Origin of the sequence: Spirosoma radiotolerans (assembly GCF_000974425.1) — a bacterium.
Classification (GTDB): Bacteria; Bacteroidota; Bacteroidia; order Cytophagales; family Spirosomataceae; genus Spirosoma; species Spirosoma radiotolerans.
The window spans coordinates 5,624,223-5,646,068 of record NZ_CP010429.1 but is presented as its reverse complement, the minus strand read 5'-3'; the positions used below and the strand labels follow the sequence as shown (position 1 = coordinate 5,646,068).

Below are 21,846 nucleotides of genomic sequence, written 5' to 3'. Positions count from 1 at the left end.
AATTATGTGTAGCTAAAGTCGCATTTTTATTATTAATAACATCAAGTACAAGGAACTATAAATAAAGAAAATTTAATGCACCTGTCTCTTACATGAGTCTCACATAATTGCTCATTCAAACACCTTACTAAAACTTTTTTAAAAAGTATATTGAAGACGCTATTTGTATTGACTAATTTATCAAAATGAGCAATTTGTAAACAAGCCGAAAAGGCCTACATTTAAAGGTAATTAGACTATCGTGGCCGAAGCGGCAGTTGATCGTATGTAGATTAATCTTTTGCACGCGTTTACTATCTAATTATTAAACATTTAAACGATTAAAAATGAAATTATTCACGAGTTGGTCATTAGCTGGATTGCTGGTTCTGGTACTGACTCAAGTAGGGGCAGCCCAGAACACAAAAGGCTATAGTCTTGGCGATGCTGTAGCCGATCTTCGTTTAAAAAACGTGGACGGTCGCCAGATTACGCTGGCTGACTATCGGTCTCAGAAAGGACTGATCGTCGTTTTTATGAGTAATCACTGCCCTTTTTCAAAAGCTTACGAAGATCGTCTTATGGCACTGGATCGTAAATTTTCATCGCAGGGCTACCCGGTGCTGGCCATTATGCCTAACGACCCCAAGGCCTACGAAGACGACTCGTTCGAGAATATGAAAATCCGCTCGCGCGAAAAAAGTTACTCGTTTGCATATGCCATGGACGAAACGCAGGCTACCGCCCGTGCGTTTGGCGCCACCCGTACACCCGACGTGTATGTGTTGAAGCAGGCTGGCGGTCAGTTTATCCTCGAGTATATGGGAGCCATTGACGACAGTCCACAGGATAGTGCCAGTGTACAGCGCCGGTATGTCGATGAAGCGGTTAGCAGTCTCCTCAGCGGGCGTCCCGTACAATCCCCAATTACTAAACCGATTGGTTGTGCTATAAAGTGGAAGTAAAACAGGCCTAACTGAATCAGTTTGGTAAATGTTTTCAGTTGCTTTCTTTTCGGCGTTCTGTCTGTTTTGGCATATCGTTTGTCCGTTGAGTTGATGAAAATCAAACTACACGACGATTATGAAAAAATATCCATTGATGCTTACCCGGATCAAACACGTTGCTGGTACCGTAATGCTGGTGTCATCGCTGGCACTTTTACAAGCTTGTGGCTCCGATAACAAGAATGAATCCCGGACTGAGGACGCACTCGAAAAAACGGGCGATGCAATCGCTGCTGATACGAAGGATGCAGCGGCTGATGCAAAAGAAAATATGCATGAAGCGGGTGATAAAGCAGACGCTAAATCGGATGAGATTGCGGCAGATTTCAAACGCGAGCGCGACGAGGCTGTGGCAAAAATGAAGGTTCAGAAAGACAAGCTGGACGCTAAGATCGATGAATTACAGGCCAAAGCAGATAAACAGAGCGATAAAGCCAAAGCCGAAACCGAACGCCAAAAAGAGAAGCTTGAAGTAAAGCGGAGAGAGTTGGGCGAAGATATGGATAAAGCTCAAAACGCAACAGCCGACGCCTGGAAAGACGTTAAAGCCGGGTTCAAGCAGGCGGGTCATGAGATCGGGGATGCTTTCGATAAAGCAGGCGATAAACTCAAACGGGACGATAACGAATAGAAAGCCATCTTTTTTATAGATTATCCCATACGGTGCCGACTTTCGAAGAAAGTCGGCACTTTTTTTGTTTCAATGACTGTAGAGCCTTTTCCTCAGTTTTGAGGACAGATATGCAATTACTACTTGTATTCCAACAGGGAAAATTGTTATTTTGCGGGCTAAATTGACTGTTAAAAGCGAAATGTCTGTCATTAATAAGATCAGAGAACGTTCGGGGCTGGCTGTCGGTATCATTGCCGTCAGTTTGATCCTGTTCATTGTGGGTGGTGATTTGCTGGGCGGCCGTAGCTTGCTGTTCGGCGGAAACCAGCAGGAAGTTGGTGAGATTGCAGGTCAATCCATTGATTACCAAGAGTTCAACGCCAAGGTGGATGAGCTTCGGGCACAGTTTGAGCAACAATCCGGACGGGCTCCCGTCGAACAGGATTTAGCCCAGATCCGCGAGCAAGCCTGGAATCAGATGCTGTTTGATATTGCCTACCAGAAAGAATTCGACAAACTTGGCCTTACGGTTTCGTCTGAAGAACTTGTCGACATGGTACAGGGTAACAACATAAGCCCAGCCGTTCGCCAGGCGTTCACGAATCCGCAGACCGGCGTTTTCGACAAAAGCTCAATCATCAGCTACCTCAAAGGGTTGAAAAACCTGCCTGCTCAACAGCAGGCTGCCTGGGCTAGTTTTGAGAAGAATCTGGCTTCCAACCGGCTCCGGGATAAATACGAAGGCCTGATGCGCCTGTCCGTATTTGCCACGACAGCTGAAGCACAGAAAGAATACCAGGCTCAAAATTCGAAAGCAAATGTGAAAATGCTGTTCGTGCCCTATTACACGATCAATGATACGACGGTAAAAGTAACGGACGCTCAACTGCAGGATTACCTGTCGAAGCACAAAGATGAGTATCCTGGCACAGATAGCCGTTCAATTCAGTATGTGACCTTCTCGGTAGCTCCGTCAAAAGAAGATAGCGCAGCGCTTTATAGCCAGATTAAATCGCTGGCTCGTGGACTGGGAGCAGCGACAAACGATTCGAGCTTTGCTCAGCAAAACAGCGACGTTCGGGTACCGCTTTACCTGACGGCTGGCGAAATGCCAGAGCAGCTTCGGGCGGCTATTCCTACCTTCTCGCCAGGTGGTATTTACGGACCTTTCCGTGAAGGCAATACGTATTTCATTTACAAATACAGCGGAACCAAGAAAGACACCAACTTTACGGCTCGTGCTAGTCATATTCTGATTCAAACCAAAGGACTTGCCGATTCGGCTAAAGCCGATGCCCGTCGTAGGGCGGAAGGCATTCTGAAGCAGATTCAGGGTGGAGCCAGTTTTGAAGCGTTGGCTCAAACGAACAGCGACGATGGTTCGCGTTCGGTTGGTGGTGACCTGGGCTATTTCAAGAATAATGGTCAAATGGTGAAACCTTTCGAAACGGCAGTGTTCGGTGCTGCTTCGGCTGGGTTGATTCCTCGTCTGGTCGAAACCGAATTCGGTTACCATATCATTAAGGTTACGCAACCTAAAACAAACGTATTGTATCGCATAGCGGCTATTGGTAAATCAATAACGCCAAGCCAAACCACCCGCGACGAAGCGCTGCGTAAAGCTGATCAGTTTGCATCCGATGTAAATTCCAAAGAAGCGTTCGACGCTAAAGTGAAAGAAGATAAATCGCTGGTTGTGGCAACGGCTGATCGGATTCCGGAAGGCGCCAATCAAATTAATGCCCTGACGGGTTCGGAAGTCCGGCAAATTGTTCGGTGGGCTTTCAATGACAAAACAGATATTAACTCCGTTTCTGAGCCATTTGAAGTGGGTGATCAGTATGTCATCGCTGTGTTGACCAACAAAACGTCCAAAGACAAAGTCGAAGTTAATGACTACCGGAATGAGTTGACTGCTAAAGTTCGTAACGAGTTGAAAGCGGAGCAGATCATTACGAAGCTGGGAAATACCAGCGGGACGCTGGAAAGCATGGCACAAAAATTCGGTGCGGGTGCGCTGGTTGAAGTTGTCGATGATGTGAACCTGGCAACGGGGTTCCTGCGTAGCGCCGGTGTTGATCCTGTCGCCTTGGGAAAAGCGTTCGGACTGAAACCTGGTAAACACTCCAAGCCATTTGCCGGTGAAGGTGGCGTGTTGGTTATGGAAACGTTAACTTTGACACCAGCCCCGGCTGTTGCTGATTACGCCATGTACAAAACACAGATTCAGCAGAACAACACATCACGGATTGGTTTCTACATCAACGAAGCCATTAAAGAAGCCGCCAAAGTTGAAGATCGCCGGGCTAAGTTCTATTAGTCTTCTCATATACCTTTACAAAAATCCCTCGCCTGTGGATCAGGCGAGGGATTTTTTATGTAGCTTGGTAGTGCGGCATTCCGAGTTCTGGTCCGCGTAGCCGTGGGTTAAAAACATCCGATAACAACTAAGCCTACAGCTACGACGGCTAGAGGTCGGAATGCCGCACCACCAAACTACATGGTCTGCTCCTTCAAATACGCAATCATTTTGGCCAGCGCTTGTGCCCGGTGGCTGATAAGGCCTTTCTCATCAATTGTCATTTCAGCAAACGTACGGTCATATCCATCAGGTAGGAAAACAGGGTCGTAGCCAAAGCCGCCCGTTCCGCGTGGGGCTGTTAGTATCTGCCCGTTAATGATACCATCAAACTGGTGCTCAACCCCGTGTAGTACCAGCGTAAACACCGTAAGGAAGCGGGCTTTTCGGTTGCTTTCGCCGGCCAGGTTACTCAGTAGTTTCTGAATGTTCTGTTCGTGATTCCGGCTACCTGAATAGTGTGCCGAATCGACACCCGGCTCACCCCGTAAGGCATCGACCTCCAGACCAGAATCATCCGCAAAGCAGGAAACGCCGAAGTGTGTCCAGACATAATCAGCTTTTTGGCGAGAATTGCCTGGAATCGTTCCTGACGTTTCGGGTAGTTCATCGGTACAACCAATGTCCAGTAGTGTCTTTAGTGTAAAAGCATCACCAAGTTTGGCAGCGACTTCCGCTAATTTGTGTTCATTGTTTGTAGCAAAGCATAATTCCATAGGCAACAAAAAAAGCCGTTTACAGTCGCAACTGCAAACGGCTTTCGATAAAATTAGCGTGTTAGCTTACCGACCTGGCTGTGGCATGCCTGGCTGTCCCTGACCCGGTTGGCCTTTCTGGATATCGATCAGGTCGATGTCAAACAACAGAACGGAGTTTGGGGCGATACCCTGATTTCCGCGTGGGCCATAAGCCAGCGTCGACGGAATGATCAGCGTAGCTTTCTCGCCTTTGTGCAATTTGCTAACGCCCTCTTCCCAGCCTGGAATGACCATGCCAACCCCAATCTGAAACTGCGCCGGTTTGCCACCTGCCTGGGGGTTTGTTCGCGAACTGTCGAATACTTTACCATCTAACAGCTTTCCGGTGTAATGCACCTGTACGACATCCCCTTTGTTGGGCGTTGGGCCAGTACCGGGTTGTGTTACTACATAATACACTCCTGACTCGGTCTTTTGCGCTTTACCCGTCAGTCCATTTTTAGCGAGGTAATTTTCAATAACCTTGGCATCAATACCTTTCTGCTTCTCCATATCGATAGCCTGAGCTTTCTTATACTCCTCTTCGGTCTGTACGTTCAAAAGCTTTACGGCGATACCGATGTCGGTGCCTTTCTGAACACCTGGAGGTAATGGTTGCATGGCACGTGTGAAGAGCGAATCCGCGCTGACATAGAACGTGGCGCTATCCCCTTTGCCAAGCATTGTTAACCCTTCTTCGTAAGAGCCTTTAAAAGGAGGAACCTGCAACAGCATCTGGAAGGGAACGCCTTCTTTGTGGGTATCGCGCAGAACGGAATCCTTGTTATTCATCAAGGTCAGGTGGAGCGTAAGAATATCCCCAACTTTACCTTTCCGGCTTCCTTCGGTTTGTTCGTGAATTGTGTACTTCAGGCCGTTTTCCGTCACCTGTTGGCGGTTCTTACCGCAGGCCGCAACAACAGCGACAAGGAGGGCGGCTTTCCCGAAATTTTTAAGAGACATGAGAGATTACTTGGTTTATACTTAAAATGCGTTTACGCTGCTGGCGGTTCCCCGCCGGGATTTACGGTAATTATACTCGGACTACATCGGCTTACTACCGTAAACTATAAACCGAACACCGTAATTTTTACACTGTTTCCAGCAACAGCTGCTGGTATTCGGGCAAAACGGTTAGTAGTTTTTGTTCTGTTTCCGCCAGAGACAGTTTGGATCGTCCGCCGGAGGCATTGCGGTGCCCACCGCCATCAAAATGCTTATTGGCCAGGTCACGTACAGAAAAATTACCTATAGAACGAAATGAGATGCGGATCTCGTCGTTTCGGTCAATTAAAATTGCCGCCATCACCACGCCTTCAACTGCCAGCGCGTAGTTGACCATGCCTTCTGTGTCGCCCGTTTTAGAACGATACCGCTTTAGCTCAGCGTCAGTAAGGGTAATGTAAGCAAACTTGTATTCTGGTAAAACCCGCAGTTTTTCATTCAATACATACCCCAGCAATCGAAACTTATCAATCGTTACATTGTCAAAAATGCGTCGGTGAATGCTACTGACATCAATCTTAAGGTCTACTAGTTCGGCCGCCATGCGGTGAACGTTCCCCGTTGTATTCGGGTGCCGGAACGATCCGGTGTCCGTCATTAGGCCTGAATATAAACATTCCGCAATAGGAATATCGATCAGGTCTTTGTCGCCCAGTGCCACAATCAACTGGAAAACTAATTCAGCGGTAGCAGCTGCCGTTGGATCCCACAGGGCGAGGTCCGCAAAGGACTCCGGTTCCAGATGATGGTCGATCAGAATTTTACGGGCGCGGGACTGGCGCACGAGGGGGGCTAATTCACGAATACGGTCGAGGCTTGAAAAATCAAGACAAAAGATAACGTCAGCTTCGGCTATGAGTTGACTAACCGATACGCGTAGTTTTTCGTCAAACGCAATAACGCCGTCATTACCCGCCATCCAATGAAGGTTCTGAGAATAATCGGTTGGTGTAATAACCGTTACGTGGTGGCCTTTTTTGCGAAGGTAGCCCGCCAGCCCCAGCGATGACCCCATCGCATCAGCATCGGGATTTTGGTGAGTCGTAATCAGTACGGTTTGGGCTTGCCCAATAACTGCACCAATTGCTTCAATGTCTTGCATATAGAAATGGCCTTGGCCATAATCGAAACCCAAAAGTACGAATAATACTAATTCCGATTGATGATTTAGCTATCGTTGCCAATAACTTTGCTCCTCAATGCTCGGCGTTCTCCTTGTAGACAGGCTTGTAATAAACACAACATGACATTTATCGGGTAAAGCCTTACATTTGCGGGCGACCCGCGAAGGGAAATAAAATTTGGATATAAACATTTAGAATGGCAACGAACCAAACATTCACTATGATTAAGCCCGATGCTGTAGAAGCGGGGCATACGGGAGCAATTATTAAACTGATTGAGGAAGCGGGTTTCCGGATCGTAGCAATGAAAAAGACCCAACTAACGACCGAACGGGCTGGCCAGTTCTATGCCGTGCACAGTGAACGGCCGTTCTACAATGGCTTGCGTACGTACATGTCCTCGGGCGCTATCATCCCGATGATTCTGGAGAAAGAAAATGCAGTTGCTGATTTTCGTAAACTGATTGGTGCCACCAATCCGGCCCAGGCTGAAGAAGGTACCATCCGTAAGTTGTTTGCTAAATCACTTGAAGCCAATGCAATTCATGGCTCCGATTCAGATGAAAATGCAGCTATAGAAGGTAGCTTCTTCTTCGCAGGAACAGAACAGTATTAATGAGCGGTAAAGTAATAAGTGGCTGACGCAGGACGGTTGCTTTTGCGCGTCTGCTGATGCGCCAGCTACTTATCAGCTTACTACCTTCTCATAATACTTACAAAACTCCCTCAACTCACAAACTCCGCACTTAGGCGTTCGGGCAAGGCATACGTAGCGGCCGTGCAGAATGAGCCAGTGGTGCGCTTTTGGAACGTGTTGTTTAGGGATATGCGCCATTAATGCTTTCTCGACCGCCAGGGGCGTAGTGGCCGTTAACGGAGCCAAGCCCAGCCGATGCGATACCCGAAATACGTGCGTATCAACCGCCATGGTTGGCTCATTGTAAACTACCGATAAAATCACGTGAGCCGTTTTGCGGCCTACGCCCGGCAGTGTCTGCAATTCCTCTACCGTCGCCGGAATTTCTCCCCCATATCGCTCCATTAGCGTTCTGGCCATCCCGACCAGATGTTTGGCCTTATTATTTGGATAGGAAACACTACGGATATAAGTAAAGACTTCGTCGGACGAGGCCGCGGCCAGCGATTCTGCTTCTGGAAAGCGGGCAAACAGGGCGGGAGAAATCTGATTAATGCGCTTGTCTGTGCATTGTGCCGACAAAATAACTGCTACCAGCAACTCATAGGGGTTGCTAAAGTTCAACTCTGTTTTAGGCTCCGGGTAATGTACTGTGAAGTACTCGATGAAGCGCCGGAACCGTTCTTTTTTTTGCATGGTACTACGCATCTTAGGCTTTGCCTGAATACCCATCGGATACACAGGCAAAGCCTAGGACACTAAGATCGGCAAATCCATTTGTCGCTTACGTTTGGCGTAGGCGAGCAGGTGGATTTGCCGGATGGTTTTTTGAATAATTTAGGATTGACTGAACCGTATTTCGACGGGGTTCACGTTCGATCTTATTCATCAAAGCCCGTAATTCGAGGGCTTCGAGAAAGAACGTCATCAATTCCGGTTCCGTCATTAGGGAGTCTTCAATGAGCAGATTTTCCTCTGGCGAGGTCTCCTCATAGACATACCGGATCACATCATCTTGGGTAAAGGTTTTTATCATAACTCGGCGAACGTTTGCTTAGTTGTTTGCGCAAATTAATTAACGCATAACGCATACGCCCCAAAGCCGTGTTGATGCTGACGCCGGTTGCATCGGCAATCTCTTGGAAACTCATTTCCTCGTAGTGCCGCATGATAAGCACCTGACGCTGTTGTTCCGGCAATCGCTGAATCAGTTCGCGCAAATGCTCGTGTGTTTCCTGTCGAATCTGGAGTGATTCAACTGAATCCTCCGCAAACTCAAGCGTATTGAAAACACTGCTTCCGTCTTCAAACACCACACTAGGGTAGCGTTTATCTTTTCGGAAATAGTCAATGGCCAAGTTGTGAGCAATTCGAATAATCCAGGGTAGAAATTTTCCCTCCTCGTTGTATCTACCTGACTTAATGGTGTCCACTGCTTTAATAAAGGTGTCCTGCATTAAGTCTTCTGCAATGTACTGATCTTTAACAATCAGGTAAATTGTCGTGTAAATCTTCGATTTGTGCCGTTGCACTAGTTTCGCAAAGGCTTTTTCATTACCACGGATGTACAGGGAAATCAACTCACTGTCGTTTACCTGGGCTTTTTCCATTTTCAGTAAGACAATTAGGTAACGTAGAGCAGTGTTTCGATAGTGTATAGCGTATTAAGTTTTTGAGAATTTTTATTTTTCCAGCCTTAAAAGTAAGAAAAAAATAGGCATAACTGCAAATATATGTTGCAAAAAATCTGCCAAACGGTAGCTTTTCTACTAAAAACTTATTTTTTCTTCAGGAAAAGCACCGAGCCGTACTCCTTTAACCAAATATAGCTTATTCAGAGAATTAATTGTACTTACGTTCGATAGTTTTTTATAGATTTAAATGAATACGATACGTTTAAACGAACATTAAATTTTTAGCTTATTTTTTAATATGTCATCGAATGCTTTCACCGCCAATCTTAGCCTATACACGCTTCAGTGCATTGCCTTGTAAAATTGCGAATCGCCTGTCGATGGGTCATGAGTAGGATTACATTTTTTGCCCAACCTATTGATTTACTGTAGTAAATACTTACTTTAGAGTCTCCTATCAGCTGTTGGATAAGCTGATACATGCCCTATGAAATCACGTTGGCCTGTAATCATATTGCTTGGCTGCTATACGGCCTGCTTCGGACAAGCGTGTCCTAAATTGCCGGAATTAAACTTTGACCGGCGGGGCGATGCCGTTTACATGGATAGCTTACTTTCTCTGGGCCGAATACATCGGCAGATTGCCAGCGGGCTGCCCCGATCCTTGCCTAACGATACGTTACGTTTGGAGGGGTTACGGTTTATGGCACTGGTATTTAAGCAAATGCGTGGCACACAGCGTGATAGCAGCTTTCTCTATGCCAGGCAGTTGGAAGAGCAGGCTTTGCGCTATCACAATACGCTGTATGCCGTGCGGGCTATGATGTTGCAGGAGCATTACATTCGAACCATTAAAGGCGATTTCCCCCAGGCGCTACGCATTAATCAGCGGGCCTCTGAGTTATGTATAAAGCTACCCCGCGAAAGCTCTCCCCGCTGGCAGGTTCAGATGAATATGGGTGATATTTATCTCCTGCTGAAAGAATATGATAACGCCCTCCGAAGCTACCAGCTTTCACAGACTTTGCTAGGGTATAATACATCATTAACGCCCAAGAACAGGAAATTACTCACTAGTCAGGCAATTACTCAGCTCGGTGAGGTGTATGAAATTCGCGGTCAGTATGAACTGGCACGCCAGCAGTTTGAAACCAGTTTGAAGATTGCCCTGGAGGCACGCTCGCAAGTGAATGTGGCGTACACAAACGAACGTCTGGGCGATTTTTTCCTCAGTCGGCATCAGCCCCTGGAAGCTATTAACTATTTTAACGATGCACTTACCGTTTGGACCCAACTAAAGGATCGGGGTGGCCAGGCGGCTGTGTGGGCACGACTGTCGGAGGGGTATACGTTAACCAACAAGCCAGAATTGGCTATTGAGTTTGGCGAGAAAGCCGTTGCCGTAGCCCGCGAGCTGGGTTTTAATCGAATACGGCAGATGGCGACTCAATCGCTGTACCAGGCTTACCGATTGGCCAATCAACCCGCTCAGGCACTCACCATGTATGAAGAATATAGTACGCTTCGCGATAGTCTGACAAACCTGAAGCGGGTAGAAGAACTATCAACTGTACAAAAGAAGTACGACATCAACCAAATTCGTCTTGCTGCCGATAAAGAACGTGTTATTCAACAGCAGCAGTTACTGAATATTCGCCGACAGGCCGAAATTGCCCGGCTACGGGCTGAAGCTGAACGCGACCAATTAGCCGGAGAAACCCGTGTGAGCCAGCTTCGGCAACGAATCGAAACGGAGCGTCTCCGCGCCGAATCGCAGAAAAGCCGATTAGAGAATCGGGCACATATTGATAAGCTGAGGCACGACATTCAGCAGGCCAATCTGATGCGGGTCGTTATGGTCGGAGGGTTGGCCATGCTCCTTGGCTTTGTGATGGTTTATTACCGTAAAAATCGGCTGATCAACCGCCAGAAGTGGGAGATTGAAGGGCTGAATCGGGATCTGGAAGACAAAGTGTTTGCCCGAACAGTTGAGTTGAAATTAGCCAATGATCAATTGCGGGCTAAAAATCGGGAAATTGAAGAAGCACTCCTGCGTGGACAAACGCTTGAACGAAAGCGTATGGCTGCCGATCTGCACGATAGTTTGGGGGGCCTACTTGCGGCTATAAAAACCAGCATGTCGGCGCTGAACCCGGCACACATGGCCGAGGGGGAACAGAAGATTTATTACAATTTACTAAACATGACCAAAGAGGCCTTTGCCGAAATTCGTTACCTGTCGCATAATTTGCAGCCCGACGAATTAGAGAAGCAAGGCTTGTCGGAAGCCTTGGTACGATTAGTGACCAAACTCAACCTGACCCAGAAAATAACATTTCGGTTAGATAATAAAGAATTACCTCGCTTAGGCAAAACGGCTGAGTTTAACCTCTATTCAATCTGCATTGAGCTTTGTAGCAATATTCTTCGGCACTCGGAAGCTACGGAGGCCGATATTCTGTTTCGGCGTTTCAACAACGAACTGAATATGATCGTAAAGGATAACGGCTGTGGTATGGACCCAACCGATGCCACCGGTATGGGCCTTCATAATATTCAGGCTCGTATGGATCTTATTCAGGGGCGTTATGAGATTCACTCCAGCAAAGGAGAAGGCACCACATTTATTTTTATCCTGCCTGTTGCCTCAAATCTGGCCATGGCCTGATCGTCTGTAACCAGTCGTTATTGCAACCGCCCGTCAACCAGAAATTCATTCTTGTCGAAATAGGGTAGTTTCTGGAAACCCGATACTGTATAATGCCGAATACCCCAACCTGTATTGACGCCAGGCCCACTGTGGAGGGATAAACGACGTTCCGACGAATAAAGTGGGTTCTTGGTCTGCAAAACAGCGTCAATGCGGCTTGGCTTGTGCGTAGCCGCATCAAGACGCACCGTAAGCGACCGAACCGTCAACCGCTCCTCCGAATTTTTCAGAGTATACTGATACGTGAGCGAATCGGGCCGGGTAATCTGGTAGCTGCTACGAAGGGCGGGTTTGTTGATATCGGCCTGCGTGAATAATTCCAGCTCGCGCGTCCAGTTAATCTCGCGGGTCGTTTGCTGATTCCGCTTTTCATTGATGGCAACCGTCTTGCTGATGAGAGGTTTTTTGGCCGACAAGTCAGTGATCTGGCCTTTCACATAGCTTAACACATCATAATAAACGTTCGGTTGTGTTTGCTGAGCCGGGTCGTTGCAACTACTGACTACCAGTGTGGATAAGAGAAGAACAAGATAAACGAAACGCATAAATCAAGATAAAACGGCCCTTGATGAAGAGAACCTTACGATAGAACCAACACGATTTTTAACAAATCGGTTTGGGTAATCAAATTCTGAACCAAATTTGCAGTCAGAATGCTTTCTTGGTAAACAGGTTGATGTTTGTGGTTTGAGGTTTTCGGTTGTCCAGCGGGCAACGGATTTGGCCGTGAGCTAGCAACAAACCTCAAGCCACAACCATCAAAAAAATAATTTCATTCATGGAATACGATGTGATTTTCATTGGTTCGGGGCCGGGTGGCTATACAGGCGCGATTCGCTGTGCCCAACTCGGACTAAAAACGGCCATTATCGAAAAATACCAGTCGCTGGGTGGCACCTGTCTTAATGTAGGCTGCATTCCATCGAAAGCGCTACTCGACTCGTCAGAGCATTATTACAATGCTGCCCACACGTTTGCCGAGCATGGAATCAAGCTGGCCGACCTGCAGGTCGATCTGGCCCAAATGATTGCCCGCAAGGCTAGCGTGGTCGATCAGACAACGAAAGGAATCACCTTTCTGATGAAGAAAAACAAGATCGACGAGCTGCATGGTTTTGGCTCGTTTGTCGATCCGCATACCATCAAAATTACCAAGGAAGATGGCTCGGAACAGATTATCAAAGGCAAAAACATCGTGATTGCAACGGGGTCGAAGCCGATGTCGTTTCCCTCGATGCCAATTGATAAAAAGCGGGTGATCACGTCCACCGAAGCACTTACACTTTCTGAAGTTCCGAAGCACTTGATTGTGATTGGCGCGGGTGTGATTGGCGCGGAATTAGGGTCGGTATACGCCCGGCTCGGCTCGAAAGTGTCATTTGTGGAGTTTGCCGATTCAATGATTCCAACCATGGACAAAACGATGGGCAAAGAACTTCAAAAGGCTATCAAAAAACTTGGTGCCGATTTTTACTTCAGCCATAAAGTGACCAAAGTGGAGAACACGGGCGATGAAGTCGTTGTCAGCGTCGACACACCCAAGGGCGAACAGATCACTCTCACCGGCGATTACTGCCTGGTGTCGGTTGGCCGTCGCCCCTATACCGATGGATTAAACCTCGAAGCGGCTGGCCTGAAAACTGATGCTCGGGGGAAAGTTGAAGTAGACAATTACCTCCGGACAAGCGTTCCGCACATCTATGCACTCGGCGATGTTATTCGGGGTGCTATGCTGGCGCACAAAGCCGAAGAGGAAGGTACGTTTATTGCCGAAACCATCGTTGGGCAGAAGCCGCATATTCACTACCGGCTGATTCCGGGTGTGGTCTATACCTGGCCAGAAGTAGCATCGGTCGGATACACCGAAGAGGAAGTGAAGCAGGAAGGTATTCCGTATAAAGTCGGTTCGTTTCCGTTTAAGGCACTGGGTCGTGCCCGCGCGAGCATGGACGTGGATGGATTAGTGAAAGTGCTGGCTCATAAAGAAACCGACGAGATTCTGGGCGTTCACATGATTGGTGCCCGCACCGCCGATATGATTGCCGAAGCAGTTGTTGCCATGGAATTCCGGGCCTCTGCCGAAGATGTATCACGTATGTCGCACGCGCACCCAACCTATACCGAAGCGTTCAAAGAAGCCTGTCTGGCTGCTACCGACAATCGGGCGATCAATATGTAATTGCCAGAACATACATGCACACAAGCCCGGTTGCTGGAAAGCAGCCGGGCTTTTCTGTATATTGCCTTCTTAACCAATACAGCCGCTACAATGAAAAAAACAATTACGCTTCTCTTTACGGTGCTGGTCGGGTATGCCCAGGCGCAAAACGCCGACTCGGTCACCATCCGGAAAATCTATAACGAAGCCCTCGCCAATGGCAAGTCGTACGATTGGTTGCGTTACCTGACAAAACAGATTGGCCCGCGCCTGAGCGGTTCGGCAGGTGCTCAGAAAGCTGTTGACTGGACGAAACAGGTCATGGAAAAAGAGGGGTTCGACCGGGTGTTTTTGCAGGATGTGATGGTGCCGTATTGGGTGCGGGGCGCTAAAGAAGAAGCCTATATTCGCATTGGAAAACAGAAAACGACGGTGCCGATTGCTGCCCTGGGCGGTTCGGTGGCCACCGGTCCAAAAGGTGTCGAGGCTGGCGTTATTGAAGTGAAAAGCTTCCCTGAATTGCGGGAATTAGGGCCGGATAAAGTGAAGGGTAAGATTGTCTTTTTTAACCGCCCCATGGACCCGACCAAAATCAATACCTTCGAAGCCTACGGCGGAGCGGTCGACCAGCGGGCCAATGGCGCTACAGAAGCCGCTAAGTTGGGGGCTGTTGGTGCTATTGTACGCTCCATGACCAACATACACGACGATAACCCGCACGTGGGCGGCATGCGCTACGGCACCGGTGTTCCGCTGATTCCGACGGCAGCCATAAGCACCAACGGAGCCGATTTATTGAGCAAGTCTTTAGCGGAGAACCCAGGGCTGATGTTCTATTTCAAACAAAATTGCGAGTCCCTGCCCGATGCCAAGTCATACAACGTAGTGGGCGAAATCAAAGGCAGCGAAAAACCCGATGAAATCATTGTTGTGGGTGGCCACCTGGATTCTTGGGATTTGGCCGAAGGGGCGCACGACGATGGTGCGGGCTGTGTACAGTCTATCGAAGTTCTCCGAATTATGAAAGTCCTGGGTATCAGGCCAAAGCGTACCATTCGGGCGGTTATGTTCATGAACGAGGAAAACGGCCTTCGGGGCGGGGTGCAATATGCTGACCTAGCCAAAAAGAACAACGAAAAACACATTGCTGCCGTCGAGTCCGACAATGGAGGATTCACGCCACGCGGCTTTGGGATTGTGGGTACGCCCGATCAACGGGCAAAAGTAATGCCCTGGAAACCACTGCTGGCGCCCTACGGTCTTCTGGAAATTGGCGCTGGTGGGGGCGGAGCCGACATTGGCCCGTTAGCGCAATCAGGAACGGTCCTGTTTGGGTTTAAGCCTGATTCTCAACGGTATTTCGATTACCACCACACGACAATTGATAAATTTGAGACCGTTAGTCAGCGCGAACTTGAACTCGGTGCTGCTTCCATGGCGGCCCTGGTGTATTTGCTGGATCAACACGGATTATAGAAGTTGAGCTAAGCGGAAACAAGGTTAATTTGAACGCTGCTCTGGCCGCCATGCAAGTGTCAACACCCTGAAGACCAAATGCTGGTGGGCAAAATAAACGGTACCGTGCTGATTTAGCTGATCTACAGATTTTTGTCAATCAATTTCTTGACTTCATCAAACGCGCCCGGCAAGGGCGCGTTTCGTTTTACGATCTTTCCCGTTCGATTAATGACTGTTCCTGAAAGGTCATTGTCGGAGCGGAGCCGCTCAACGACATCAAGCAATTGATTATCCGTTAATAAAAGATGATCACCGGCGAGATTATACCGGGTAGAAATTTCAGGCCATAAGGATTGATCAGTACCCGGCAATGGCAGATAAACGAGCGAGAAATCGCGCGAGCTGTAGGCGTTTCGCAGGCGCTGGGCATCAATGGCCGCCTGCCGGGCGGCTTCGTCGGTCGGCGAAAAGAAAAGCAGGTAGATTACTTTCCCCCGGTTTGCATTAACCACCTTGTCAAAAAGCGAAAAGCCACCGGCAAGCGTCGATTTTGTGACGAAAACGCCGGGTGAAATTTCTAACGAAGAGGCCGTATTGCCGGCTTTTTTCAGCGTTTCGATAGCTGCCCGGATGCGGGTACTGTCTTTCACTTCAAGCCGATACAACTCGTCGAGTGATTGTGCCAAAGCGGGGTCTTTTACCTGCGGACGACCATAGTCGTACAGCAGCTCGGCAAAATTGAGCGTTAGACCAGGCAGGGAAGTCGCTAACCAGTAGGCGGCAATGTAGTTTACCGCCAAACTATCGAATTGCCGGATACTGCGCTGAATCAAGGTTTCGTAATTGACCAGCCGCTGAAGTGTATCGGGACTCCGTTTGATCAGGCCATCGAAAAACTTTAAATCCGATGATTTAGCCGAGTTTGCCAGCGCATAATCGCTAAGCCGAAGGCGTTCATCGGCCGTCAGATTCTTGCCATACCGTTCCAGCAAAATTGACAACGCGCGCACCGTAAGCCCGTTCGAGCGACTATTCGTTGACTCCGTCATCACGCGTTGGGTGGCGTAGCTGGCGAAGCGATTCATGGCCGAAGTACGGGCTGCGGTCAGTATATTATCATTGGCCGGACGGAGCGAATCCGTCAGCGAAACCGGGATCTTTTCGGCTTCATAAGCGGCTTTGTCATACAAGAAGGCGGCTGCATTGTAACGATTGCTCGACGTGATCCAGCGGGAAACCAGCGGAAACGCTTTTTCTTTTCGACTAAAGGCCACAAAAGGTGCCTGATAGGCTTTGGTGAGCACCTCAAGCGCTCGTTCGCTGGACAAACTAGCTACTTGTGTCGTGAGTTTCTTGCCGTCCGGCTTATCGGGAAAAGCCGCTTCAAAAGCTTTGTAGCGGGCAAACTGACTGTTCACCTGGGCGTTGACACCCCCAAATCGAAAGGGAACGGCTGCCGTAAACAGCGAGTCTGCATCTAGGTCAATCGTTAGAGCGCCGGGTGCGGCCAGAAACGCCGTTGATATGCGTCCGTAGTTAAAATACATTTCCTCCTGCGAATAAGTAAGCGGCAGCGATACCCGAAAGGTGCCATCGACAGCCAGGGGAGCCGGACGAACCAGCTCACGGCTGGCCTGCAGAATGTTATTGCGGCTCACCAAAACCGTAGGCGACTCCCGGTACAGCCGGGCCGACAGATTTCGAATTCGGCCCGTCACGATAACCGAGTCGGTTTGGGCAGGGCTTAGAAAAGAAATGAACAGGAGCGTACTTAACAATCCACTACAAAAGGGCCGGGAAAGATTTTTCATTGGTTTAGGCATACAGATAGAGCAATAACAACCGAAAACCGAAAACAGTCAACAAATGCGCTGAAATGTCGACAGCTTATTTTGTTTTTATTCCATGGTATTGCTCTTCTTCCTGATAATCGGTGCGAAGTGGATGGCCAATCCAATCGGTGGGTAGCAAAATCCGGCGTAGATCGGGATGGCCTTCAAACTGAATACCAACCAGGTCGAACGCTTCCCGCTCGTGCCAGTCGGCGGTTCGCCAGACATGGGCTACACTGGGCACAACGGGTAGTTTTGCACCACTCGTTGTGCGTGGCACCACTACCTTGAGCATCAGGTTGTGCTCGTAAGGAATGGACGTAAGGTTATAAATAACTTCCATGGTGTTGGCCTGCGCCCCATTATCGATGGCTGTAATACAAGCCAGCAGGTCGAAAAAGAGTCGTTCGTCATCACGCAAGAACTGGCAAATATCGACTAGTTGACCAGTTGGGACCGTCAGATAAGGCTGCAGATTCTGGGTGTTGTCTACTACGGTATCAGGCCCGAAGTGTAGCGAAAGGAGGTTAGTTATTTCAGCGAAGGTCATTATCGTTAAAAATATAGCTTGTAACACTACGCCAGCCAGGCCAGCCATTGCATCCAGTTTTCGATCCAGAACAAAAATTTAGTGGCAAATTTAGCCGCTGGGGCTGAAGATGGCGTTAAAGTTAAACTATTGTTATTCAGGTTGGTATCCATGTAAATCCTCTGTTTCGGATCGACATTGGCCCACACTGCTTTAGCATTTTCAGTTACAGTAAACTGGCGTTGACGGCCCTTGCCGTCCCAGAACAACAGTAGCTCACGCCCATTGTCAAAATGCACCAGCACATCAACGGGCATTGTTCCGTCGCCGTTGCGTTGGACCGTGATGACACTCTGTTTCCGGCCAGCCTGGGTTCTGTTTTTTAACGAAATAAGTTCGTAATCAATCACCTTGTCGCCATATAAGACCTGATCGAAAAACCAGTTCATATCAGGGCCATATTTAGTGCCCAGGCGCTTAGGCACAAGTTCATTCACGATGTCGATGAAGTTCTGGCCGTCGGGGTGTTTAAATTTCCACCGGTTAAAATACGTCTGCATGATTTCGTCCATCACCGGCCGACCGGCCAGGCCTTCGAGCGTCCGTAGCCAGGTGGCCGTTTTGGAGTAGGTCAGCACGCCATATTGCCCTTCAGGCAATTGCCAGGTATTGCCAAATGACGATCCAATGGCCGGGTTATCCTGATGCACATAGCTATCCCGCGAGCTTTCCAGGTCGCCCATTCCAAAACCCAACAAGTCGATCTGCGAGGAGCGAGCGCCATAAGTAGCGTCCATAATCCGCCCTTCATAATATTGGTTGAAACCCTCGTCGAGCCAGGCTTCTTCAAACTCGTTGGTTGCCAGTAACTGCATAAAGTACTGATGCCCAAATTCATGAATGGTCACCTCCTCCGGAAACCGTGCGCCGGCCGGCAGGAACCAGGCGCTTCCGGCGGTAATAAACGTGGGATACTCCATGCCGAAGGAACCCTGCGCATGGAATGGCGGGTCAACGATGGTCAGATTCGGGAACGGGTATTTGCCCAGGTGTTTGTCAAAATAGGCTAATGCCGCTTTAATCGCATCAAGATGTCGCTGCGCCTGGTGGGCGTGTTCCGGCTGCATCACCAGTTCCAGACTGACAAAACCACCATCGGGGCGTTTCCACTTGTCTTCAATAACCTTGAAATGGGGCGAGGCTGTCCAGGCAAAATCAACGACATCTTCGGCATGGTACAGAATCGTTTTGGTCCCGTTGCTATGCAGTTTCTCGGACTGATACAAGCCCGTGGCACTTACCCAATACGCTTTGGGTGTGGTGATGTTCACATCGTAAACGCCGTAATCGGCATAGAACTCAGAATTAGCGTGAAACTGGTGGCAGTTCCACTGGCCTACTTTCGCATACCGGGTTCCGGCGGGTTCGTAAACCCCAATTTTAGGAAACCACTGTCCTACCAGGAAAAAATCCCGGCTAAAACCGGTGCGGGCGAATATTTTGGGGAGCTTAGCTTGAAAGGCAATGTCAAGAACTACGGTCTCGCCCGGTCCAACGGGCTTGCTCAATGGTACCCGAATAACCGTATGATCGTCTTTGTTTTGGGTCCCGGCTGCCTGGTCGTCGGGCTGAATAAACTGGTAAGCCAGCGGCTCCGATGTGCCCGGCGCGTTCCCCGCCGACTGGCCACTGCGCCTGCTCATCGAAACAATATCGATGGAGCCATACGGATTTTCTTTCGCATTTCGGTCAATCACAGCACCCCGCAACTGCCCGCCCGACTCCCGCATGAAGGTTGATCTCTCATTGCGAAACGCGTTCAGGTAGAGGTGAAACTGCAACTCCCGGATAACATCGTTGGAAGGGTTACGCCAGGTCAGCGTTTCGCGGCCGTTAATTTTCTTGGAAACGGGGTCCAGCGTCACGTCAATCTGGTAGTTGGCCAGACGTGGGCTTAGGGGCGTTGGGAAAATAGGCTTGGCTGGCTGCGCAACGCTGCTCAACGACATACCCAGCAGGAGCAGGGACAAAATTTGATTCATAGCCGGGCTAATTCGGTACAAGTGGCTAAGTACCGAAAAACCACGCGGGATTGCAACCAACAACTGAGGTGCCTATGCCAGATGGCCGTCTGTTGAGCAGGCTTATCGATCACACACCCAGTTTTCCGAATGGCTGGTGTACGATCGCTTTCTGGGTGCCCAATTATATCGGAGTTGACTCTTTTCGAAAACCAAAATTTATAATCGCTCTTCCGGCGAGGCTGTGCGATAGCTAGTTTTGGCCTGGTGAGTGCTTCGTACAGCTGCAAAATTTCCACTACATTAGGTTAGAGTGGTTTTGTTTTCACCTGAAAAACAGCCACATTGATAACCGATTTATCTTTTATACAACCTCGCCAGACAATCAATGCATTATCGTTTCCTGCTTCTTTTCGTATGGTTTTTCGTCTCCGGTCTAATATATGCTCAGCCGTATGATCTTATTATCAAAAATGGTCGTGTCGTCGACGGGACGGGTAACCCCTGGATATACGCCGATGTAGCGGTTCAGAATGGCCGAATTGTTCGACTAGGTACCTTCGCGCCAACCGATGCCAAACGGACCATTGATGCCACCGGGCTCATTGTTGCTCCTGGTTTTATTGATGTACACACCCATGTAGAAGGCAGTCTGGAAGCTCAGCCCGGCGCTCCCAATTTCATATTCGACGGTGTAACCACGATGATCACGGGCAATTGCGGGGGCTCAAGCACGAATCTCCGTACGTATTTCGACACCCTTCGAATGCAGGGTATTTCGGTGAATTTGGGGTCGCTGATCGGGCATAATACCGTGCGGATGAACGTGATGAAAATGGCGTTTCGTGAGCCAACCGCCCGCGAGCAAACCGAGATGGAAAGCCGGGTGGAGCAGGCAATGAAAGATGGGGCCGTAGGCTTGTCAACGGGGCTAATTTACACCCCAGGCACCTATGCCCGAACACCCGAAGTGGTCAATCTGGCCAAAATGGTCTCGCGCTATGGCGGAGTTTACGCGTCGCATATCCGCAACGAGGGACAGAACGTCAAACAGGCGGTTGAAGAAGCGATTCTGATTAGTCGGGAAGCTAAGATTCCCGTCGAGATATCGCATTTTAAAGTCGCTAGTAAACCGCTCTGGGGGAAAAGCACCGAGACCGTTGAACTTGTAGAAGCGGCTCGTCGCGAGGGGCTCGATGTGACCGTTGACCAGTATCCTTATACGGCCTCCAGCACGTCGCTGGAGAGTATTGTTCCTTCCTGGGCGCTGGCCGACGGCGATTCTGCGGTGCTAGCCCGGTTTAGGAATCCTGTTTCCCGTGCTAAAATCAGGGCTGAGATGCTGGATGGTCTGGCGAAAAACCTGCGTAAGAACTATGAATATGCCGTGGTTGCCAGCTATAAACCCGATTCCAGTTTCAACGGAATGAGCATTAGCGCCATCAATCAGAAGTTGGGCCGGAAGAATTCCGCAGCCACGGAAGCCGATCTCATTATGGAGTTGATGGAGCGCGCCAACCTGAAACGAATACAGATGGTATACCACACCATGTCGGAGACGGATGTCGAAACCATTATGCGCTACCCAAATACTATGATCGCGTCGGACGCCGGAGTGGCTAAACTGGGGTCGGGCATGCCGCACCCTCGTGCCTATGGCACCAATGCCCGTGTATTAGGCCGTTATGTACGCGAGCGGCATGTTATTCCCCTGGAAGAAGCCATTCGGCGTATGACTTCCTTACCCGCGCAGCGATTTAAGCTCACAGATCGGGGGCTACTCCGGCCAGGTTATGCCGCCGATATCGTCCTGTTTGATGAAAAAACAGTTTCCGATAAAGCGACCTACGACCAGCCTCATGCTTACACCACGGGTATTTCCTGGGTATTAGTGAACGGCACGCCCGTTGTTGAAAATAACCGGCATACCGGCCAGCGCCCGGGCCAGCTACTCATGGGACCGGGTTATGTGAAGTGAGAAGAGGTCCATGACTTTACCAGACTTCTATTTAAGGCAGGTGTGGTTGATTATACAATAGTTTG

The 21,846-nt window shown here is 49.1% G+C and carries 18 protein-coding genes; 8 read left to right on the top strand and 10 right to left on the bottom strand.

Annotated elements, in window-relative coordinates:
• Positions 1-326: 326 nt before the first annotated feature.
• From SD10_RS22900 to SD10_RS22890, 3 genes are all read left to right on the top strand, one after another.
• Positions 327-944, top strand: a complete 618-nt coding sequence (locus SD10_RS22900; RefSeq protein WP_046577051.1) for a thioredoxin family protein — start codon at positions 327-329, stop codon at positions 942-944.
• A gap of 118 nt (positions 945-1,062) precedes the next feature.
• On the top strand, positions 1,063-1,617 hold the full coding sequence (locus SD10_RS22895; RefSeq protein WP_046577049.1) for a sll1863 family stress response protein: 555 nt from the start codon (positions 1,063-1,065) through the stop codon (positions 1,615-1,617).
• A gap of 181 nt (positions 1,618-1,798) precedes the next feature.
• Positions 1,799-3,919, top strand: coding sequence for a peptidylprolyl isomerase (locus SD10_RS22890; protein ID WP_046577048.1), 2,121 nt, complete (start codon positions 1,799-1,801; stop codon positions 3,917-3,919).
• 176 nt (positions 3,920-4,095) lie between these two features.
• Here the strand turns inward: SD10_RS22890 and rdgB are convergent, their stop codons facing one another.
• From rdgB to SD10_RS22875, 3 genes are all read right to left on the bottom strand, one after another.
• Complete coding sequence (rdgB, locus tag SD10_RS22885; protein WP_046577046.1) at positions 4,096-4,674, bottom strand: RdgB/HAM1 family non-canonical purine NTP pyrophosphatase; 579 nt, start codon at positions 4,672-4,674, stop codon at positions 4,096-4,098.
• Between the two features lie 66 nt (positions 4,675-4,740).
• Positions 4,741-5,658, bottom strand: coding sequence for an FKBP-type peptidyl-prolyl cis-trans isomerase (locus tag SD10_RS22880; RefSeq protein ID WP_046577042.1), 918 nt, complete (start codon positions 5,656-5,658; stop codon positions 4,741-4,743).
• Positions 5,659-5,785: 127 nt separating this feature from the next.
• Positions 5,786-6,802 carry a DHH family phosphoesterase gene (locus SD10_RS22875; RefSeq protein WP_179945474.1) on the bottom strand — a complete coding sequence of 339 codons (1,017 nt, stop codon included), beginning with the start codon at positions 6,800-6,802 and terminating at the stop codon, positions 5,786-5,788.
• Positions 6,803-7,020: 218 nt separating this feature from the next.
• Here SD10_RS22875 and SD10_RS22870 point away from each other — a divergent pair, with 218 nt between their 5' ends.
• Positions 7,021-7,440, top strand: coding sequence for a nucleoside-diphosphate kinase (locus tag SD10_RS22870; RefSeq protein ID WP_046577038.1), 420 nt, complete (start codon positions 7,021-7,023; stop codon positions 7,438-7,440).
• 72 nt (positions 7,441-7,512) lie between these two features.
• Here SD10_RS22870 and nth read toward each other — a convergent pair whose 3' ends face one another.
• The 3 genes from nth to SD10_RS22855 form a co-directional block, all read right to left on the bottom strand.
• Positions 7,513-8,157, bottom strand: coding sequence for an endonuclease III (nth, locus tag SD10_RS22865; protein ID WP_046580011.1), 645 nt, complete (start codon positions 8,155-8,157; stop codon positions 7,513-7,515).
• A gap of 88 nt (positions 8,158-8,245) precedes the next feature.
• Positions 8,246-8,497, bottom strand: a complete 252-nt coding sequence (locus tag SD10_RS22860) for a hypothetical protein (RefSeq protein WP_046577037.1) — start codon at positions 8,495-8,497, stop codon at positions 8,246-8,248.
• Positions 8,472-9,071, bottom strand: a complete 600-nt coding sequence (locus SD10_RS22855; protein WP_046577036.1) for an RNA polymerase sigma factor — start codon at positions 9,069-9,071, stop codon at positions 8,472-8,474. Before SD10_RS22855 ends, SD10_RS22860 begins: the two co-directional genes overlap by 26 nt.
• A gap of 511 nt (positions 9,072-9,582) precedes the next feature.
• On the opposite strand from SD10_RS22855, the gene SD10_RS22850 reads away from it, so the two are divergent.
• Entirely contained in the window at positions 9,583-11,763 is a 2,181-nt protein-coding gene (locus tag SD10_RS22850; RefSeq protein ID WP_046577035.1) for a tetratricopeptide repeat-containing sensor histidine kinase, read from the top strand.
• 17 nt (positions 11,764-11,780) lie between these two features.
• Here the strand turns inward: SD10_RS22850 and SD10_RS22845 are convergent, their stop codons facing one another.
• Positions 11,781-12,350 carry a hypothetical protein gene (locus tag SD10_RS22845; protein WP_046577034.1) on the bottom strand — a complete coding sequence of 190 codons (570 nt, stop codon included), beginning with the start codon at positions 12,348-12,350 and terminating at the stop codon, positions 11,781-11,783.
• Positions 12,351-12,583: 233 nt separating this feature from the next.
• Here SD10_RS22845 and lpdA point away from each other — a divergent pair, with 233 nt between their 5' ends.
• Positions 12,584-13,984 (top strand): dihydrolipoyl dehydrogenase, encoded by a 1,401-nt coding sequence (gene lpdA, locus SD10_RS22840; RefSeq protein ID WP_046577032.1) that lies wholly within the window; start codon positions 12,584-12,586, stop codon positions 13,982-13,984.
• A 90-nt stretch (positions 13,985-14,074) separates the two neighbouring features.
• A complete protein-coding gene (locus tag SD10_RS22835; RefSeq protein WP_046580009.1) occupies positions 14,075-15,439 on the top strand; it encodes a M28 family peptidase in 1,365 nt (454 codons plus the stop codon).
• Between the two features lie 122 nt (positions 15,440-15,561).
• On the opposite strand, the gene SD10_RS22830 is transcribed toward SD10_RS22835, so the two are convergent.
• From SD10_RS22830 to SD10_RS22820, 3 genes are all read right to left on the bottom strand, one after another.
• Positions 15,562-17,232 carry a hypothetical protein gene (locus tag SD10_RS22830; protein WP_046577030.1) on the bottom strand — a complete coding sequence of 557 codons (1,671 nt, stop codon included), beginning with the start codon at positions 17,230-17,232 and terminating at the stop codon, positions 15,562-15,564.
• A 76-nt stretch (positions 17,233-17,308) separates the two neighbouring features.
• Positions 17,309-17,803, bottom strand: coding sequence for an NADH-quinone oxidoreductase subunit C (locus SD10_RS22825; RefSeq protein ID WP_046580008.1), 495 nt, complete (start codon positions 17,801-17,803; stop codon positions 17,309-17,311).
• A 26-nt stretch (positions 17,804-17,829) separates the two neighbouring features.
• The gene (locus SD10_RS22820; RefSeq protein ID WP_046577028.1) at positions 17,830-19,824 is read right to left on the bottom strand and encodes a M1 family metallopeptidase; all 1,995 of its coding nucleotides are present in this window, start codon (positions 19,822-19,824) and stop codon (positions 17,830-17,832) included.
• A 367-nt stretch (positions 19,825-20,191) separates the two neighbouring features.
• On the opposite strand from SD10_RS22820, the gene SD10_RS22815 reads away from it, so the two are divergent.
• Complete coding sequence (locus SD10_RS22815) at positions 20,192-21,781, top strand: N-acyl-D-amino-acid deacylase family protein (RefSeq protein WP_046577027.1); 1,590 nt, start codon at positions 20,192-20,194, stop codon at positions 21,779-21,781.
• Positions 21,782-21,846 lie beyond the last annotated feature (65 nt).

What these genes read in the sequence shown, in the direction of transcription:
- SD10_RS22900 (WP_046577051.1), top strand. Translation starts at nt 327, where the DNA reads ATGAAATTATTCACGAGTTGGTCATTAGCTGGATTGCTGGTTCTGGTA.
- SD10_RS22895 (WP_046577049.1), top strand. Translation starts at nt 1,063, where the DNA reads ATGAAAAAATATCCATTGATGCTTACCCGGATCAAACACGTTGCTGGT.
- SD10_RS22890 (WP_046577048.1), top strand. Translation starts at nt 1,799, where the DNA reads ATGTCTGTCATTAATAAGATCAGAGAACGTTCGGGGCTGGCTGTCGGT.
- rdgB (WP_046577046.1), bottom strand. Translation starts at nt 4,674, where the DNA reads ATGGAATTATGCTTTGCTACAAACAATGAACACAAATTAGCGGAAGTC.
- SD10_RS22880 (WP_046577042.1), bottom strand. Translation starts at nt 5,658, where the DNA reads ATGTCTCTTAAAAATTTCGGGAAAGCCGCCCTCCTTGTCGCTGTTGTT.
- SD10_RS22875 (WP_179945474.1), bottom strand. Translation starts at nt 6,802, where the DNA reads ATGCAAGACATTGAAGCAATTGGTGCAGTTATTGGGCAAGCCCAAACC.
- SD10_RS22870 (WP_046577038.1), top strand. Translation starts at nt 7,021, where the DNA reads ATGGCAACGAACCAAACATTCACTATGATTAAGCCCGATGCTGTAGAA.
- nth (WP_046580011.1), bottom strand. Translation starts at nt 8,157, where the DNA reads ATGCAAAAAAAAGAACGGTTCCGGCGCTTCATCGAGTACTTCACAGTA.
- SD10_RS22860 (WP_046577037.1), bottom strand. Translation starts at nt 8,497, where the DNA reads ATGATAAAAACCTTTACCCAAGATGATGTGATCCGGTATGTCTATGAG.
- SD10_RS22855 (WP_046577036.1), bottom strand. Translation starts at nt 9,071, where the DNA reads ATGGAAAAAGCCCAGGTAAACGACAGTGAGTTGATTTCCCTGTACATC.
- SD10_RS22850 (WP_046577035.1), top strand. Translation starts at nt 9,583, where the DNA reads ATGAAATCACGTTGGCCTGTAATCATATTGCTTGGCTGCTATACGGCC.
- SD10_RS22845 (WP_046577034.1), bottom strand. Translation starts at nt 12,350, where the DNA reads ATGCGTTTCGTTTATCTTGTTCTTCTCTTATCCACACTGGTAGTCAGT.
- lpdA (WP_046577032.1), top strand. Translation starts at nt 12,584, where the DNA reads ATGGAATACGATGTGATTTTCATTGGTTCGGGGCCGGGTGGCTATACA.
- SD10_RS22835 (WP_046580009.1), top strand. Translation starts at nt 14,075, where the DNA reads ATGAAAAAAACAATTACGCTTCTCTTTACGGTGCTGGTCGGGTATGCC.
- SD10_RS22830 (WP_046577030.1), bottom strand. Translation starts at nt 17,232, where the DNA reads ATGAAAAATCTTTCCCGGCCCTTTTGTAGTGGATTGTTAAGTACGCTC.
- SD10_RS22825 (WP_046580008.1), bottom strand. Translation starts at nt 17,803, where the DNA reads ATGACCTTCGCTGAAATAACTAACCTCCTTTCGCTACACTTCGGGCCT.
- SD10_RS22820 (WP_046577028.1), bottom strand. Translation starts at nt 19,824, where the DNA reads ATGAATCAAATTTTGTCCCTGCTCCTGCTGGGTATGTCGTTGAGCAGC.
- SD10_RS22815 (WP_046577027.1), top strand. Translation starts at nt 20,192, where the DNA reads ATGCATTATCGTTTCCTGCTTCTTTTCGTATGGTTTTTCGTCTCCGGT.